The organism is Robertkochia sediminum (assembly GCF_016786255.1).
In the GTDB taxonomy this organism is placed as follows: domain Bacteria; phylum Bacteroidota; class Bacteroidia; order Flavobacteriales; family Flavobacteriaceae; genus Robertkochia; species Robertkochia sediminum.
In genome coordinates, this window is record NZ_JADMKT010000073.1 from 1 (window position 1) to 16331 (window position 16331).

General features: G+C 49.7%; 13 protein-coding genes and 1 tRNA gene. 10 read left to right on the plus strand and 4 right to left on the minus strand.

Annotated features, from left to right (window positions below; genetic code table 11):
* Positions 1-686, minus strand: a 686-nt coding sequence (locus IS446_RS05945) for a phage integrase SAM-like domain and Arm DNA-binding domain-containing protein (RefSeq protein WP_203059002.1), incomplete at its 3' end; no start/stop codon positions are given.
* 241 nt (positions 687-927) lie between these two features.
* Positions 928-1009, minus strand: a tRNA-Leu gene (locus IS446_RS05950).
* A gap of 145 nt (positions 1010-1154) precedes the next feature.
* Here IS446_RS05950 and IS446_RS05955 point away from each other — a divergent pair.
* The 3 genes from IS446_RS05955 (at position 1155) to pth (ending at position 3420) form a co-directional block, all read left to right on the plus strand.
* A complete protein-coding gene (locus IS446_RS05955; protein ID WP_203059099.1) occupies positions 1155-2096 on the plus strand; it encodes a ribose-phosphate pyrophosphokinase in 942 nt (313 codons plus the stop codon).
* A gap of 25 nt (positions 2097-2121) precedes the next feature.
* On the plus strand, positions 2122-2724 hold the full coding sequence (locus IS446_RS05960) for a 50S ribosomal protein L25/general stress protein Ctc (protein WP_203059100.1): 603 nt from the start codon (positions 2122-2124) through the stop codon (positions 2722-2724).
* A gap of 72 nt (positions 2725-2796) precedes the next feature.
* Positions 2797-3420 (plus strand): aminoacyl-tRNA hydrolase, encoded by a 624-nt coding sequence (gene pth / locus IS446_RS05965; protein ID WP_235996422.1) that lies wholly within the window; start codon positions 2797-2799, stop codon positions 3418-3420.
* Here the strand turns inward: pth and IS446_RS05970 are convergent, their stop codons facing one another.
* A complete protein-coding gene (locus tag IS446_RS05970; protein WP_203059101.1) occupies positions 3421-4128 on the minus strand; it encodes a fibronectin type III domain-containing protein in 708 nt (235 codons plus the stop codon).
* On the minus strand, positions 4125-7925 hold the full coding sequence (locus IS446_RS05975) for a reprolysin-like metallopeptidase (protein WP_203059102.1): 3801 nt from the start codon (positions 7923-7925) through the stop codon (positions 4125-4127). Before IS446_RS05975 ends, IS446_RS05970 begins: the two co-directional genes overlap by 4 nt.
* A 143-nt stretch (positions 7926-8068) precedes the next feature.
* Here IS446_RS05975 and IS446_RS05980 point away from each other — a divergent pair, with 143 nt between their 5' ends.
* The 7 genes from IS446_RS05980 (at position 8069) to mgtE (ending at position 16243) form a co-directional block, all read left to right on the plus strand.
* On the plus strand, positions 8069-9007 hold the full coding sequence (locus IS446_RS05980; protein ID WP_203059103.1) for a bifunctional riboflavin kinase/FAD synthetase: 939 nt from the start codon (positions 8069-8071) through the stop codon (positions 9005-9007).
* Positions 8997-10322, plus strand: coding sequence for an HTTM domain-containing protein (locus tag IS446_RS05985; RefSeq protein WP_203059104.1), 1326 nt, complete (start codon positions 8997-8999; stop codon positions 10320-10322). Before IS446_RS05980 ends, IS446_RS05985 begins: the two co-directional genes overlap by 11 nt.
* 83 nt (positions 10323-10405) lie before the next feature.
* Positions 10406-11677, plus strand: coding sequence for a serine--tRNA ligase (gene serS, locus IS446_RS05990; RefSeq protein WP_203059105.1), 1272 nt, complete (start codon positions 10406-10408; stop codon positions 11675-11677).
* A gap of 140 nt (positions 11678-11817) precedes the next feature.
* Positions 11818-13584 (plus strand): tetratricopeptide repeat protein, encoded by a 1767-nt coding sequence (locus IS446_RS05995; protein ID WP_203059106.1) that lies wholly within the window; start codon positions 11818-11820, stop codon positions 13582-13584.
* Between the two features lie 27 nt (positions 13585-13611).
* The gene (locus tag IS446_RS06000) at positions 13612-13923 is read left to right on the plus strand and encodes a DUF4286 family protein (RefSeq protein WP_203059107.1); all 312 of its coding nucleotides are present in this window, start codon (positions 13612-13614) and stop codon (positions 13921-13923) included.
* 1 nt (position 13924) lies between these two features.
* Positions 13925-14776, plus strand: coding sequence for a 16S rRNA (adenine(1518)-N(6)/adenine(1519)-N(6))-dimethyltransferase RsmA (gene rsmA / locus IS446_RS06005; protein ID WP_203059108.1), 852 nt, complete (start codon positions 13925-13927; stop codon positions 14774-14776).
* Between the two features lie 108 nt (positions 14777-14884).
* The gene (gene mgtE, locus IS446_RS06010) at positions 14885-16243 is read left to right on the plus strand and encodes a magnesium transporter (RefSeq protein WP_203059109.1); all 1359 of its coding nucleotides are present in this window, start codon (positions 14885-14887) and stop codon (positions 16241-16243) included.
* The last annotated feature ends 88 nt before the right edge of the window (positions 16244-16331 follow it).

Below are 16331 nucleotides of genomic sequence, written 5' to 3' on the forward strand. Positions count from 1 at the left end.
AGTTCTTTACGGGTTAAGAACTCCCTTTCCTTTTGTTGAAGCCTCACCTTAAAGTTGTAAAAGGGATCCTGGTCGATCCAACCGTTGGCATAGCATATCCTTACGATCTTCTTGAAATACGCCAGGTATTTCATGGCCGAGTTATGTGCAAGATCCTTTTCAGTTTTTAAGAAGTAGATAAAGGCATTGATGAAAGTCAATTCGACACGCTTTACACTCATGTCTTCCAGGTTGTATTCCGCTTTGATGAATTCGGTAAGATGGCTTTTCGTGGTCTTGTAGCGCTGAAGGGTGCGAAAGGAAAAGTCTTTGCCCACCAATTGCTCCATCTTTTGATTGTGGGTTTCGAATACCTCAAGAATGTTATGTCGGCTTTCCTCCAGGCCTACAAGCCTGTTTCTGATCCTGATCGCGCTAATCTCTTCTTCCTGGTCCAGTAGTTCCTGATAGGCCCGGAAAACGTGTTTTCTGAGGATGTCCAAATGATGGTTGACGCGCTTTGCCTCTGCTGAATGTCCCATCACCTTATTGGCTTTTGCATTCCACTTACCGAGCGGAACACTTAAGAAGGTGCTCGCTTCGGCGCGTTTTCCACTATACGTAATGCGTAAATAGACCGTAGCCTTAGTAGCATTTTTATTCCTGCTTTTTCTGATGTAGAACAATATGGATAGAAGATCCTGCATTTTGTGCGCCCGAATTACACTTAAATATAGCTGAAAACTACGTTATAAAAAAGTGGGAGTGCCTAGGTTTTACAGGGGTTTAGCGCATTCGGGCGCACTTTTTTGGCGCCGGAGACCAGTGCCACCGAATTGCACCCTTTTAGGTTGAATTTAATTGATATCAATTAGAGGTAAGAAAAAGAAAAACCCCGTAAACACTGGTGTTTTACGGGGTTTTTGATGTGAATTGAATTCTTAAAAGTACTCGAGGTGGGAATCGAACCCACACTCCCGAAAGAACTGGATTTTGAATCCAGCGCGTCTACCAATTCCGCCACTCGAGCATTTGAGACTGCAAAACTATAAAATTATTTTATTTGCCACCCAAAAAATACTAAGATTTATATGTTGCCACCACGAATAAATTTCTAAATTTGCACCCTGTTTATAACGACACAACATTAACGAACTACTAAACAGAACATTAAGATGCCATATTCAGTGCCGGAACCTAAGATCTTCGCCTGTACACAGAGCCAGGAATTAGGGCATAAAATTGCGAAAGCATTTGGACAAGAATTAGGAAAAGTAAACATTTCAAGGTACAGCGACGGTGAGTTTCAGCCGTCCTTCGAAGAGTCGGTACGTGGAGCCCGTGTTTTTATTATCGGATCTACCCACCCAAGCTCAGACAACCTCATGGAAATGCTCCTTATGCTGGATGCGGCCAAAAGGGCTTCGGCCCGGCACATTACTGCCGTGATGCCATACTTCGGTTGGGCACGTCAGGATAGAAAAGACAAACCAAGAGTTCCGATAGGAGCTAAGATGGTAGCCAAAGTGCTGGAAGCAGCCGGAGCTACCCGTATTATAACCATGGACCTGCACGCAGACCAGATCCAGGGATTCTTTGAAAGACCGGTAGACCACCTGTTCGCGTCGACCGTCTTCCTGCCCTACCTGGAAAGCCTGAAACTGGAGAACCTTACCGTAGCTTCTCCTGACATGGGTGGATCGAAACGTGCGTACGCATATTCGAAATTCCTCCAGAGCGAAGTGGTTATCTGTTATAAGCAGCGTAAAAAAGCCAATGTGATCGATCACATGGAGCTTATTGGTGAGGTAGCAGGACGCCACGTGGTATTGGTAGACGATATGGTCGATACCGCCGGAACCCTGACCAAAGCAGCCGACCTGATGATGGAGCGCGGTGCCCTTAGCGTTAGAGCTATTACCACCCACGCCATCCTTTCAGGAAACGCCTATGAGCGTATCGAGAACTCTAAGCTCACCGAGCTTATCGTGACCGATTCGATCCCGCTGAGACAGGAAAGCGAAAAGATCAAAGTACTTACCTGTGCTAATCTTTTTGCCGATGTGATGCACCGCGTGCACCACAATACTTCGATCGCATCGAAGTTTTTAATGTAGAATATTAATTTAATTAGTTTTTATAATGAAGTCTATCACTATTGAAGGATCTCAAAGAGAAAGCGTGGGCAAGTCAGCGACTAAAGCCTTACGTAATGCTGGGAAGGTTCCTTGCGTGCTTTACGGAGGGGATAAGCCACTGCACTTTTCAGCAGATAACCTGGCCTTTAAGGACCTGGTTTACACTCCAAACGCACACACCGTGGTGATCAAGTTGGAGGATGGTAAGGAGTACAATGCGATCTTACAGGACATTCAATTTCACCCTGTAAGCGATGCTATTCTGCACATCGACTTCTATCAGTTACACGATGATAAAGAAGTTACCATCGAAATTCCTGTTAGAAAATTAGGTAACTCTCCTGGAGTTATTGCCGGTGGGGTACTACGTATCAACAACCGTAAGCTTAAGGTTAAAGCACTTCCTGCTAACCTTCCTGATTTTATCGATGCTGACGTTTCTGAACTACAGATCGGTAACAAACTTTATGTTACTGCTATCCCACAAGAGAACTTTAAGATCATGCACCCGGATAACACCGTTGTATGTCAGGTAAGAATCTCTCGTGCTGCGATGAAAGCTGCTCAGGAAGCTGCAAAAGCAGAAAAAGAGGCTGCCAAGAAGTAATTTCAAGATATACTCTTTTAAAAGCACCCCTTCAATTCGGGGTGCTTTTTTATTTTTGTGAAAAACCATCTCATGCTCGAATCCCTTTTAAAAAGGCTTGGAGTCGTAAAACAAGACAGTACACCGGATATGAAAAAGTTCCTGATCGCCGGTTTGGGGAATATCGGACCCAAATACGAGAATACGCGTCATAATATCGGATTCAAAGTGCTCGATGCGCTGGCTGAAGAGACCGGGGCTACCTTTGAAACCAAAAAGCTGGGTGATCTTGCGACCTTCCGCTATAAAGGACGCACCTTTATCCTGCTCAAGCCCAGTACCTATATGAACCTCTCAGGAAAGGCCATTCAGTACTGGATGAAAATGGAAAAGATACAGCCGGAGAACCTCCTGGTGGTCACCGACGATATCAACCTTCCCTTCGGGACCCTTCGCCTGAAAGCCAAAGGCAGCGATGGCGGACATAACGGACTCAAAGACATTCAGGAGAAATTAGGCACGACCAAATACAACCGTTTTCGCTTTGGGGTAGGTGCCGATTTCGCCAAAGGCCGACAAGTGGATTACGTGCTTGGGGAATGGAATGACGAAGAGAGTGCCAAGATGAAAGAGCGCCTCGAGCGCAGTGCGGCCCTCGTGCGTTCCTACGGTACCGCCGGAATGGCCAATACCATGAATACCTTTAACAATACCTGATCAATTCGCGATCACGAATTGCGATACCTCCGAGGTCGAACTATTGCCTTCAAGGTCTGTGGTGATCACCCTCCAGTAGTATGTGGAGCCACTACTGAGGTTGTTAACCGTAAACCTTTGTGAGCTTGTGGAACCTGCCTGCTGGGCAGGAGGATCCTGGGTGTCGAGTAACACCTCATAGAATCCGATATCGCCATCGACATCGGCGCCTTCCCATCTTAGTTCGAGACTACTGCCGCCACTTAAATTGAGGTTGGCTCCCGAAGAGGGATAAATAAGATCTGCCGGAAACGGCGCATGGGCTACCACCCCATCACCGGCATTGAAGAACCTCCAGGATTCACTGGCTGCCGTCCCCGAATTTCCGCTTCCGCTGGCCGTGACACTCCACATATAAGGCATGCCTCGCTCCAGGGCGATTCCGATGGAGGTCGACGTGGTGGTTTCTGTCACCTCTGAGCGTCCGGAAAGCAGGTTGAGCACCCTTATGGTGTAACTTACCGTATTGCTGGAGCGCTCCCATCTAAATACGATCTCCGAAATGTTGGGGTCGGTCTGACTTATCGTGCCCTCGAAACATTCACTGTTATTTTCCGGAAAACTGAGTTGCGGCGCCGTTGGAGGTGAAGGTGCGTCCTCACCATCGCCACCACAGGAAGTGGTAAGCAACACCCCCAGGATGCATATGGAAGTTATTAACTTTTTCATTGCTTGATCAATTTGATGGTTTTTCGGGTGGTCTCTCCAACCACGTTCAAGAGGTATACCCCTGCAGGTAGTTCGGCCACAGAGGTGTCGACACGACCCGAACCATCTGTGGTCAGGTCTCTGCTCAGGGCGAGCTTTCCGGTGATGGAATATACCGATATGCTCAGGCTGGCCCCGCGTTCGGTGGTGCTGATGTTCAGTGTATTTCCAACCGGGTTGGGGAAGATGCTTAATCCGGAGCCTACGATAAACTCTTCTTTATAAACGCCCTGACATGGCTTTGTAGTGCTTACCGCCAGGGTGTTTATCCCTTCGCTTAAATTTAGTTCGATGCGCTGTTCGGTGGTGGTGGTGGTCGTGCCGTTGAGGTCTATGAAATACAATTCGCCCCCTTCGAGATCCAGCGTGACCCTTCTGGAAGCCAGATCGGGCCTGGAAAGCACGCTCAAAGGCTCCGGTTGAACGATCTCTATTGTAAAGCACTGTTCGTAATCGGGTTCTCCGGCAACGGTAAAACACAGTTGGTAGGTGCCTGCTGTAATATTCTCGAAGGTCACCTCATTGGAGAAGTTCAAGGTTTGCTTTCCGTTGTTTCCGGTGAGGTTGGCGGTGTATTGCAGTTCCTGTGCTGTGGTAATGGTAATGCTCCCATCGCCCGTATTGCGGCAACTTTCACCCTCGGTGCGGATGAGGTAGTTCGATGCGGCCAGTGAAAATACCGAACACCCTTTAATATCTACTTTATCGCCTGCAGGGGTGTTGGGGCACTCATCGTTCTCATCAAATACCCCGTCGCCATCTTCATCGTTCTTAAAGGCTCCGTTTACAAAGACTTCCAGGGAGAAACTGTTGATGGCGCCACCGTCAAGATCAAAATCATCGATCACGGTCAGGGTCCATGGCCCCATGATCGGGGTGCCTTTAAAAACAGCCAGGTCGTCTTTGGGGGCTACTACTCCGGAGATGGCCGGATTGGCTCCGCAGGTGAGTGTTTCACCTTCATCGTCAAAGATCACATCAATATCACTGTTGTCCCCGCAAGGGTTTTGCGCCAGCGTGATCGTGGTCCCGTTGGGGGAGGTGAGTGTGAGCGTAAGGTCCTGAATATAGGTGTGGTCGATATTCACCCCTACCCGTAATTTGTTCAGGTCGCCTTCGCGGTCTACGATAACAGTAGACGTTACGGTTTGTGGCCCTGTTGGAGGGATAGTCACCACGGTATTGTTCTCAAAGAGCACCGAATTTACCGCAATGGTGGTAAAGCTGAACGCAGGCGAAGGAGATCCCTGGCCACATTCGTTCACGGGCGATACCCTCCAGAAATACCCTGTATTTTCTGAGAGCTGTTCCGGGAGGTAGTTGACGTTTTCTGTGGTTGCCGATTCTATGATATTGCTGAAGCCGGCGTCGGTGGACACCTCTACCAGGTAGCCCGTGGTATTGGGAACGCCCTGCCAGGTGAGCTCGCTGTCTAAGAGGATGTCGCTACTGTTGTTCGACGGACTTACCAGCGTGGGTACTTCGAAGGTTCCGTTAAAGACATTGATCGTTATGGGATATTCCCGTACCGTGCCACCGGCGGCGGTGGCCACCAGGGTGAAGGTGTTTTCTCCGGTCGCTGCCTGGTCGGTATTGCTCACGGTTGCTGTGATATTGGTGTTGTTGCTGCTTGCGGTAGCACTGCTGAAATCTATCGCCAGTCCAGCGCTCACATTGGCAGCAGAAAAGGTAGTAGTCTCATTAAATCCGCCATAGGTGAGGTAGGTGAAGGGGATCTCCAGGGCATTGGGCTGACAAACACTGTACTCCAGCGAGGTCAGGTCGAGGGCAAATGCCGATTGCTGCAGGCTGATATTCCCCTGGTTGAGGGCAAAGAAAATGTTGTTGGCTGCCCTGACCATGATCCTTGCGTTATTGGACGCCACATCGGTAGGCATGACCACTTCCTGGTTGCCATCGTTCGGGGTGTCTTCTTCTATGATCACCGGGTTATCAAAATCACCGTTCACAACGAGAAGGATATCTACCAGGGTGGTGTTAAAAGGCTCGGCATTGGTGCCGGCTACATCCCAGGTTATGGTTTCCGGCTCCCCGGCCTGCAGGGTGGTGGATGTACTTTGAGAGGTGACCCGGAACGGACTGCCGGTATCGAAAACTTCAATATTGACATCGCCCCTGGCCGACTGGCCTCCGGCCTGATTGTTATCCCTTACCAGGATCGAAAAGTTGAGGTCCCTGGAAACGGTAGGGAGGATCTCCCATTCGGGAGAAAGATCGTTGTTGAGCAAACTCTGAGGATTGGGGAAGTACCTGTTCGGTGAGGTCGATGGGGTACGTGAACGAAATACCGGCCCGTCGGTCGCGGTGTTTAACGGCGGTTGCAGGCTGATCTCATTGTCTTGTTGTTCCCAGCAAAAGGTGAGTGCATCATTATCGGCATCGGTAGCTGTTGCTTCAAGCACGAAGGGGGTGCCTGCAGGAATTTTATAGTTCGAAGGGGGAGTTAATACGGGTGCCGAATTAGACAGCGCTGTTACCGAAGCGCAGGTGCTGTTGCCCTGGGTGATGTTCTGCCAGATCTGCTGCACGCTTATCGCATGAAAATAATCGCCACTCTGTCCTGCCACGTTTGGCGGACAGATCCCGGCGTAGGCCATGATGGTCGATCCGCTGCCGGGCTCAACGGCCGTGATGGGCGTCCTGTTTTCCCCGCAGGAGTTGTTGAAGGTGTGGGTGGCTCCCAGCTGGTGTCCCATTTCGTGGGCTACAAAATCGATATCAAAGAGATCGCCTTCGGGAACGCTGAGTCCGGTAACGCCACGTGCCTTATTATTGGTACAGGGTGAAGCCACCTGGGCAATTCCTCCGCCCCCGGTACTGAATACGTGACCTATGTCGTAATTGTTGAAGCCAATGGCATTATCGATGACCTCCTGGATCTCGTTGAGGAGGGCCGAACCATCGTTATTGGTCAGGCCATCGTTCTGGGCGTCCAGGAATATGATCTGGTCGTTATTGTCAATAATCTGCATGGTCAGAGCCAGATCGTTCTCAAAGATCCCGTTGACCCTGGTCATGGTGGTGTTCATAGCCGAGAGTACGGCTTCTTTTTGCTCGACTTCTGTGCCGGAGGCCACATTGGCCTGGTTGATGTGGTATTCGGAATATTCGCCCGTACACGCCAGGGCAAGCCTGAAGGTGCGCAGGGAGGTATCGTTAAAAGAACGCAGCTGGGTATTGGCTTTCTCCCTTGCTTCTGCGACCACCTTACCCTCGGTAAGGCATTGGTAGCTGTGTGGGTCTATCTGCGACTTGGCGGCCAGGTAAATGGTCTCACTGCCTTGAGAAACAGGATTGAGGTACCAAGAGGCACTGCCGTCGCGTATCATACCGTGAAATCCGGTTTTGTCCATCGAAAAATAGATGCGCCTGCCGGGGTGGGTGAGCGAAATTCCCTGGTAGGATCTGATCCCGGGGAACTTTGCGGCAAGTTTTTCAGAAAGTACGCGGGTGCGCACTACACGGTATGATTCCATGGTGCCTTCGGGAGAAGGGAAAGCGATGGTGTTTCCTTCGATGACAGGATTTCCGGCCGGTGAGCGGTACGGACTCGCATCGAGCATAGCCTTTGCTGTTTTGGTTTGGAGGGTGTATGCCTGCGCCTGCTCTCCCGCAAGCAGGTCGTCGTGGTGCATAATGGTGTTACTGCTACTCCAGGGTTGCGGGTCCTGAGCCATGGCCGGAAGCAGGCAAAGAAGCAATACAGTAAGTAAAGAATAGTGTAAAAAGTTTTTCATTCGTTATGCGTCTAATGCTAAATTTAAGAAAATCGGGGAGATGGGGTCTTAATTTGAGTTAAGGCTCGTTGAAATAGTTATTTTTTCGGTTTATAATTTGTTAATTTGTGAACCTCACGAGGTTTTAATTAAATAACGCTTAAGTGATCGTAAAGCGCAATCTTTTTGACAGAAAGGACAACCATCATACGGTGGTCACCATCGGAACTTTTGACGGAGTGCATATAGGTCATAAAAAGATCATTAAAAAATTGGTGGCCAATGCTAAGGCGAATCACCTGAGATCGACCATTCTCACCTTTTTTCCGCATCCGAGAATGGTGTTGCAGCAGGATAGCGATCTCAAGCTGCTAAATACCCTGGATGAGAAAATGGAGATCCTGTCCGGCACCGGGCTGGACCAGCTCGTGATTCATCCTTTTACCAAAGAATTTTCGCGATTAACCGCAGGAGAATATGTGAGCGAGGTCCTGGTGGATGCCCTTAAGGCCAAAAAGGTGATCATTGGTTACGACCACCGTTTTGGACGTAACCGAACCGCTACTTTCGACGATCTAAAAACCTATGGGGAGCGCTACGGCTTCGAGGTGGAGCAGATCACCGTTGAGGAGGTCGATGAGGTTTCTGTGAGTTCGACCAAGATCCGCAAGGCTTTGAAGGCAGGCGATGTGGCCACGGCCAACCGCTACCTGGGGTATGAATATATGCTTAGCGGGACCATTACCAGAGGCAGGGCTCTTGGCAGGCAAATGGAGTTCCCTACCGCCAATGTGTCTATTGAAGAATCGTATAAGCTCATTCCGAAGAATGGGGTCTACGTGGTTAGAAGTACGCTTGGAGATCGCGAGGTTTTCGGGATGATGAATATTGGGTATAACCCAACCGTGAACGGAGCAAAGCAAAGTATAGAAGTGCATTTCTTCGATCTTGATGAAGACCTCTACGACCGTGAGATTCGTGTATATCTACTGCACCGCCTGAGAGACGAAAAGCGTTTTGATTCTATTGACGCCCTCAAGGCACAGTTGCATCGCGATAAGGAAAGCTCACTGGCCTTTATTTCTGAAACCTATGATCAATAATTGGCTGTTCAAACAGATCGATAATAGTCCGCTCATCGTTTTCAGGATGATCTTTGGGCTGCTTATCTTTCTTGAATCGGCCGGAGCCATTTTTACAGGTTGGGTAGACCGCACCCTGATAGCCCCTGAATTCACCTTTAATTTTATCGGATTCGATTTTCTGCAGCCCCTGCCAGGGTATGGTATGTATGTTTATTTTGCCCTGATGGCCTGCTGTGGTCTCCTCGTTATGCTGGGGTATCGCTACAAATGGAGTATGGGCGCCTTTGCTGTATTGTGGGCCGGGGTATACCTCATGCAAAAGGCGAGTTATAATAACCACTACTACCTGCTCATGCTGCTCAATGTGGTAATGTTCCTGCTGCCTGCCAACCGCTACGCATCTCTTGATGTGAAGCGGGACCCTTCGTTAAAACGTATTTCGATGCCCAGGTGGTGTGCCTGGCTCATCATTCTTCAGGTGTGGATCGTGTATACCTATGCTTCCGTAGCGAAGTGGTATCCCGACTGGCTCGATCTTACTGTGGCCGCCAACCTTATGAAGACCAAGGCGCATTTTCCGGTGGTCGGTGACCTGCTTCAGCAGCCGTGGATCCACGCCGCTATCGCGTATACCGGGATCCTTTTCGATCTGCTGGTGGTGCCTTTGCTGCTCTGTAAACGCACCCGGACGTTCGCCTTTATACTCTCGGTATGCTTTCACCTGTTCAATTCCTTCATTTTTCATATCGGCATCTTTCCGTACCTGTCCCTGGCATTCATCTTGTTCTTCTATGAGCCCGAGACTGTAAGGCGCATCTTTCTTCCCCGAAAACCGGCATATACGGCCGGAGAGGTGGTGGTGCCGCCCTACCGCAAGGTGATGCTCGCCGTTGCAGGAGTCTATTTTGTGGTACAGATAGCCTTACCGCTGCGTCACTGGTTTATTCCCGGCGATGTGCTGTGGACCGAAGAGGGTCACCGCCTGAGCTGGCGCATGATGCTCCGTACCAAGGCCGGCTACATCAGGTTTAAGATCGTGGATAAGGAGACCGGGGAGACCTTTAAGCTCAATCCCGATACCCGCTTGTCTAAAAAGCAAAAGGGCATTATTGCCACCAAGCCCGATGTGATCTGGCAATTTGTGCAACGCCTCAAAGAGGAATATGCCGCACAAGGCCGGTCTGTTGCCATATATGCCTATATGAGCGGGGTGAGCGTTAATGGTGGTCCGGTCGCACCGTTTATCGATCCGGATACCGACCTGGCTCAGGAAGAATGGTATCTTTGGAAGCATCAGCCCTGGATCCTGCCCTATAAAAAAGAGACCGATTAGATTTCTTTAAACGTCATAATCACGTAAATTTGTCAGCGTAATCCGCCCCCATGGGGGCTTGTTAAATTTAAATCCCTATATATATGCTTCAGGTACAGTATATCAGAGACCACAAGGAAGAGGTGATCGGTAAAATGACCAAAAGGAACCTTGAAGTTTCTGAACAGATCGAAAAGGTATTGCAATTGGATGAGGAGCGCAGAGCGACACAAACCCAGCTGGATAATGTGCTGGCAGAGTCCAATAAGCTTTCCAAGGAAATAGGGATGCTCTTTAAGAGCGGAAAGGCCCAGGAGGCCAATGAAGTAAAAAAGAAGACCGCCGGACTGAAGGAAGAGTCGAAAGAACTTTCGGAAAAACTCAATGCGGCGTCAACAGAGCTTACCGAGCTTTTGTATACCCTGCCTAATGTGCCACATGATTCGGTGCCTGAGGGGGATTCTGATGAAGATAATGAGGTGATCTTCGAAGAAGGGGAAGTGCCCGTACTCGATAAGAAGGCACTACCGCACTGGGAGCTGGCAAAGAAATACGACATTATCGATTTTGACCTTGGGGCCAAGATCACCGGGGCCGGATTCCCCGTTTATAAAGGAAAAGGAGCGAGGTTGCAACGCGCCCTGATCGCTTACTTCCTCGATAAGAATACCGATGCCGGTTACCGCGAGTACCAGGTGCCGCACCTGGTGAATGAAGCGTCAGGTATCGGAACCGGATCCCTGCCCGATAAAGAAGGGCAGATGTATCACGTAGGGCTCGATGACCTCTACCTGATCCCGACCGCAGAAGTGCCGGTAACCAATTTCTTCCGCGATGAACTCCTGTCTGAAGGTGATCTGCCACAGTTGTGTACAGCCTATACCCCTTGCTTCAGAAGAGAAGCGGGAAGTTATGGGGCTCACGTTCGCGGACTCAACAGGTTGCATCAGTTCGACAAAGTAGAGATCGTAAGGGTAGAACACCCTGAGAATTCCTATAAGGCCCTCGAGGGAATGGTGGAACACGTAAAGAACATTCTTCGTGAGCTTAAGCTTCCGTACCGCATATTGCGTTTGTGTGGTGGCGACCTGACCTTCGCTTCGGCCCTTACCTATGATTTTGAGGTGTATTCTACTGCCCAGGAGCGCTGGCTGGAGATCAGCTCGGTATCGAACTTCGAGACCTTCCAGGCGAACAGGATGAAGCTTCGTTTTAAAGATAAAGAGGGTAAAAAGCAACTGGCGCACACCCTGAACGGTAGTGCCCTGGCATTGCCCCGTGTATTGGCCGGTATCCTTGAGAACTACCAGACTCCGGAGGGTATCGTGATCCCCGAAGTGCTGCGTCCGTACACCGGATTTGACATCATCGACTAGGGATCAATAAATAGCATTGCGATATAAGGCCCGAAATCCCTGTGATTTTGGGCTTTATCTTTTTATCTTGAGGGGGATTTATCACAATACCTTATTTTTGATCAAGCTCACGGGTTATGAAAAAACTCCTCTTTTGTATTTTGACAGGACTGATAACGTTCACGGCAATGGCTCAGAACCAGGATGCCATGGCGAAGATCTACCTGGATAAAGGCGATTACAAGAGGGCTTTCTATTACTACGAGAAGCTCCACAAGGAGAATCCCTATAATATGAATTACCTGGGCGGACTCGTAAAATGCTACCAGCAGCTGGAGCAGTATGACGAAGCAGAGGCCCTGTTGCTCAAGGAGCTGGAACGCCCCGGCATCCCACCGGGAGCTTACATCGAATTGGGGTATAACCACCTGTTGCAAGATGAAGAGGCCCCCGCAAAGGAAGCCTTTGCAAAGGCTATGGCAGCCGTAGAGGAGAATCCGTCTTACGCCTATATGGTAGGACAGGGGTTCCGGGATAAACAATTGCTGGATGAAGCCATTGCCGCTTTTAAGAAGGGCATGGAGATCAATCCGAAACTCAATTTTAGCTACGACCTGGCCTTTATCTATGGCGAAAAGGGCGACCTGGAACAGATGTACAACACCTATCTCGACCTGATCGTTCTGCGCACCAACCTCAAGGAGAACATCAAAAGAAATATCGGCAGGTTCCTTTTTGAAGACAGCAGCAAGATGGGCAGTGAGGTGTTCCGCAAGGTACTCCTGCAGCGGGTGCAGTCTGATCCCAATGTGGTGTGGAATGAACTGCTGAGCTGGTTGTTCGTGCAACAGCGCAAGTACCGATTGGCCCTCACCCAGGAAAAAGCCATTTACAAACGGGAAGAGCAACCCAACCTGAATGGTATCACCGATCTGGGAATGATCGCCTTTGATGAGGGTGACCTGGATGTAGCTGAAGATGCCTTTACCTTTATTACCGAAAAGGCGGGAGACCCTGCCACCCGTATCCAGGCCCATACCTTTTTGATGAAGATCCGTATCGCCCATGCCGAAGCAGGGGAAGCAGATGATATTCTCGCGGAATTTGAGACGCTTTTAGATACGTATGGACGCAGTGCCATGACCGTAGGGCTCCAGGTATTGCGGGCCAATTTTATGGCCTTCAATGCCCGCGATCCGGAACAGGCTGTGGCCGAACTGCAGGCGATCATGGATGAGCCCATGGACCGCTACAGCAAGGCAGCAGTAAAAATGGAGCTCGCCGATATCCTGGTGTACCAGGAGCAGTTTAACCGGGCCCTGATCTATTACTCCCAATTGCAAAAGGAACTCAAGAACGATGTTCGCGGTCAGCAAGCCAGGTATCGCGTGGCGCTAACCAGTTTTTATAAAGGCGACTTTGACTGGGCCGAGAGTCAGCTCAAGGTCTTAAAATCGTCTACTTCCCAGCTTATCGCTAATGATGCCCTGCAGCTCAAACTGCTTATATCCGACAATAAGGGGCAGGACTCCCTGCATCTGGCATTAAAGAAATTTGCCCGGGCCCACCTGCTGGCCTATCAGAACCAGGATGAGGCCGCTGTAGCCGTGATCGATGAGCTGCTTGAAACTCACCGGGGCGAGCCTGTAGAAGATGAGGCCCTTATGATGCAGGCATCGCTTAGCGAAGAACTGGGCGATCTCGAAAAAGCCGAACTCAACTACCGCAAGGTGATCGAATTCTTCCCCGACGATATCTACCTCGATGATGCCCTGTACAACCTCGCCATACTGTACCTCGAAGAATTAAACGAGCCCGAAAAGGCCAAACCCTTGCTCGAACGCCTTATCTTTGACCACCCGGACAGTATCTACTTTCCCGATGCCAGAAAGCGATTCCGCGAGCTCAGGGGCGATGCTGTGAACTGATGGAGTACATAACTTAATACTGAAGAAATGATAATTTACAATGTCACTGTAAATGTAGAGGAAGCTGTTCATGAAGAATGGGTGCAATGGATGCGCGATGTGCATATTCCGGATATGATCGGTACCGGTAAATTTTCGGGTGCCCGAATGGTCAAGGTCCTTGTCGAAGAAGAAATGGGGGGTATTACCTACTCGGTACAATACTATGCCGATAACCGCAGTGACCTGGAAAATTATTACAGCGATGATGCCGAAAGGATGCGTGGCGAGGCGTTAAAGAAATTCCCGAACAAATTCTTAGCCTTCCGCACAGAACTGGAGGTTATTAGTGAGCATTGATATGAAGCATAAGCACCAGCAACAGGACCATAAAGGTACAGGAGGCCAGCAGGGCAAGGTCAGGGCAAAAAAACACCTGGGACAGCACTTTCTGAAAGATGAAAATATTGCCCGTAAAATTGGCGATACCCTGAGCCTTGAAGGGTATAAGAGGGTATTGGAAATTGGTCCGGGTATGGGAGTGCTCACCAAATACTTGCTTCAAAAACCGGTAGATGTTTACGCCATGGACCTCGATACGGAGTCTATCGTCTATCTGGAAGAGGTGTTTGCGCCCGAACATCAGCTCAATACAGGAAGGAAAGAGATCTTTAAAGTGCTCGAAGCCGATTTTTTAAAGTGTGACCTTCACGCCATCTTCGGAGATGAGCCCTTCGCCATCACCGGGAATTACCCCTATAATATTTCATCTCAGATCGTTTTTAAGGCTCTGGAATGGAGGTATCAGATCCCGGAATTTACGGGGATGTTTCAAAAGGAGGTCGCTCAGCGTATCTGTGAGAAAGAAGGGAGTAAGACCTATGGCATACTCTCGGTACTTACCCAGGCATTCTACGAGGCCGAATACCTCTTTACCGTTCCTCCGGGGGTATTTGATCCGCCGCCAAAGGTAGATTCCGGGGTATTGCGCCTCAGGAGGAAGGAGAACTTTACCCTGCCCTGCGATGAGAAGCTGTTCTTTAAGGTCGTGAAAACGGCATTTCAGCAACGCCGGAAGACCCTGCGTAACAGTTTAAAAAGTATAGGGGTGCCCGAAAATATAAAAGAAGATGCTATCTTTGGTCAGCGCCCTGAACAGTTGGGGGTTGATGCATTCGTATCACTGGTGCGAATGTTGGAGCAGGAACAGTAAGGGTAAGCATAAAATACAGCAGGAACGGCATGTGCCGTTCGCAGCTGGCACAGCGTATTTCCCCCGGGCATGTAAACTCAGAAAACAGAACCAGTAAAGAGATCGCCTATGACTCCATTTAAGCTCAGCGATGAACTTTTAGACAATATCAGCAACCTCGTTAGTGACAAGAGCGACCAGTCGCTTCTTGACCTGATGGAGGAGTTTCACTATGCCGATATTGCAGAGATCATAGATGAGCTTAGCCTGGACGAGGGGACTTACCTGATCAAGCTGCTCGATAGCGAACTCACCTCCGATATTCTTACCGAACTCGACGAAGATAAGCGGGAGCAGATCCTGAACCGGTTGTCGGCTCGGGAGATCGCCGAAGAGATCGGAGAGCTCGATACCGACGACGCGGCAGATATTATTGCCGAGCTGCCGGAAGAGCGGGTTCGGGAGATCATCAACCAGATCGAAGACCCCCAGCACGCCAAGGATATCGTCGAGCTGTTGCGCTATGATGAGAATTCGGCAGGTGGACTTATGGCGAAAGAGCTCGTGAAGGTTAATGAGAACTGGAACGTGCTTACCTGTGTGAAGGAAATGCGCAGGCAGGCCGAAAATGTTACCCGTGTACATTCCATATACGTGGTAGACGATAACGACAAGCTCAAAGGTCGCTTGTCGCTGAAAGACCTGCTCACCACCTCTACCAAGACGCAGATCAGTGAGGTGTATATTCCAAAAGTAGATTACGTAAGAGTAAGCGATAAGGCCGAAGAAGTGGCCCGGCTTATGTCTAAATACGACCTTGAAGCCGTACCGGTGATCGATGAGATCGACAGGCTGGTAGGGCGTATCACTATTGATGATATCATTGATGTGATCAAGGAAGAGGCCGATAGGGATTACCAGATGGCAGCGGGTATTACGCAGGAGGTAGAGGCCGACGACAGTGTTTGGGACCTCACCAAGGCGCGATTGCCATGGCTCGTACTCGGACTCCTCGGGGGACTGGGAGCCGTGTTCATTCTTGAAGGCTTTGAAGATGTCATGTCGAACCCCGATTACAGGAGCCTGTTCTTTTATACGCCGCTTATTGCCGCGATGGCCGGTAATGTTGGGGTGCAATCGTCTGCGATCATCGTACAGGGTCTGGCGAACGACGTGGTGCGTGGCAGCTTGCTCGAGCGCTTGTTTAAAGAGGTTAGCCTCGGACTCATTAACGGACTCGCACTTTCGCTTTTGGTGGTGGGGTTCGGATTCGTGATCAAGCAGCCTATCCTGGTGAGTACCACCATCGCCTTGTCTATGATGGCTGTGATCGTTGTTGCCGCACTTATCGGAACCTTTGTGCCTATAATCCTGCACAAGAAAGGCATAGACCCTGCCATTGCCACAGGGCCCTTTATTACCACCAGTAACGATATCTTCGGGATCTTCCTGTTCTTTTATATCGCCAAGGTGATCCTGGGGTTCTAGAGGCTCCTGCCTACAGGCTTTATTCGTACCTTTAGGGGGTACCTGTTCTCCAAATTTATTCTTTTCTTAGTCTGCTGTTAAATTCGGA

Excerpts from the sequence above, each read along its gene's own strand:
- IS446_RS05960 (WP_203059100.1), top strand. The coding sequence starts at position 2,122 with ATGAAGTCTATCACTATTGAAGGATCTCAAAGAGAAAGCGTGGGCAAG.
- IS446_RS05970 (WP_203059101.1), bottom strand. The coding sequence starts at position 4,128 with ATGAAAAAGTTAATAACTTCCATATGCATCCTGGGGGTGTTGCTTACC.
- IS446_RS05975 (WP_203059102.1), bottom strand. The coding sequence starts at position 7,925 with ATGAAAAACTTTTTACACTATTCTTTACTTACTGTATTGCTTCTTTGC.
- serS (WP_203059105.1), top strand. The coding sequence starts at position 10,406 with ATGCTTCAGGTACAGTATATCAGAGACCACAAGGAAGAGGTGATCGGT.
- rsmA (WP_203059108.1), top strand. The coding sequence starts at position 13,925 with ATGAAGCATAAGCACCAGCAACAGGACCATAAAGGTACAGGAGGCCAG.
- IS446_RS06000 (WP_203059107.1), top strand. The coding sequence starts at position 13,612 with ATGATAATTTACAATGTCACTGTAAATGTAGAGGAAGCTGTTCATGAA.
- mgtE (WP_203059109.1), top strand. The coding sequence starts at position 14,885 with ATGACTCCATTTAAGCTCAGCGATGAACTTTTAGACAATATCAGCAAC.
- pth (WP_235996422.1), top strand. The coding sequence starts at position 2,797 with ATGCTCGAATCCCTTTTAAAAAGGCTTGGAGTCGTAAAACAAGACAGT.
- IS446_RS05955 (WP_203059099.1), top strand. The coding sequence starts at position 1,155 with ATGCCATATTCAGTGCCGGAACCTAAGATCTTCGCCTGTACACAGAGC.
- IS446_RS05985 (WP_203059104.1), top strand. The coding sequence starts at position 8,997 with ATGATCAATAATTGGCTGTTCAAACAGATCGATAATAGTCCGCTCATC.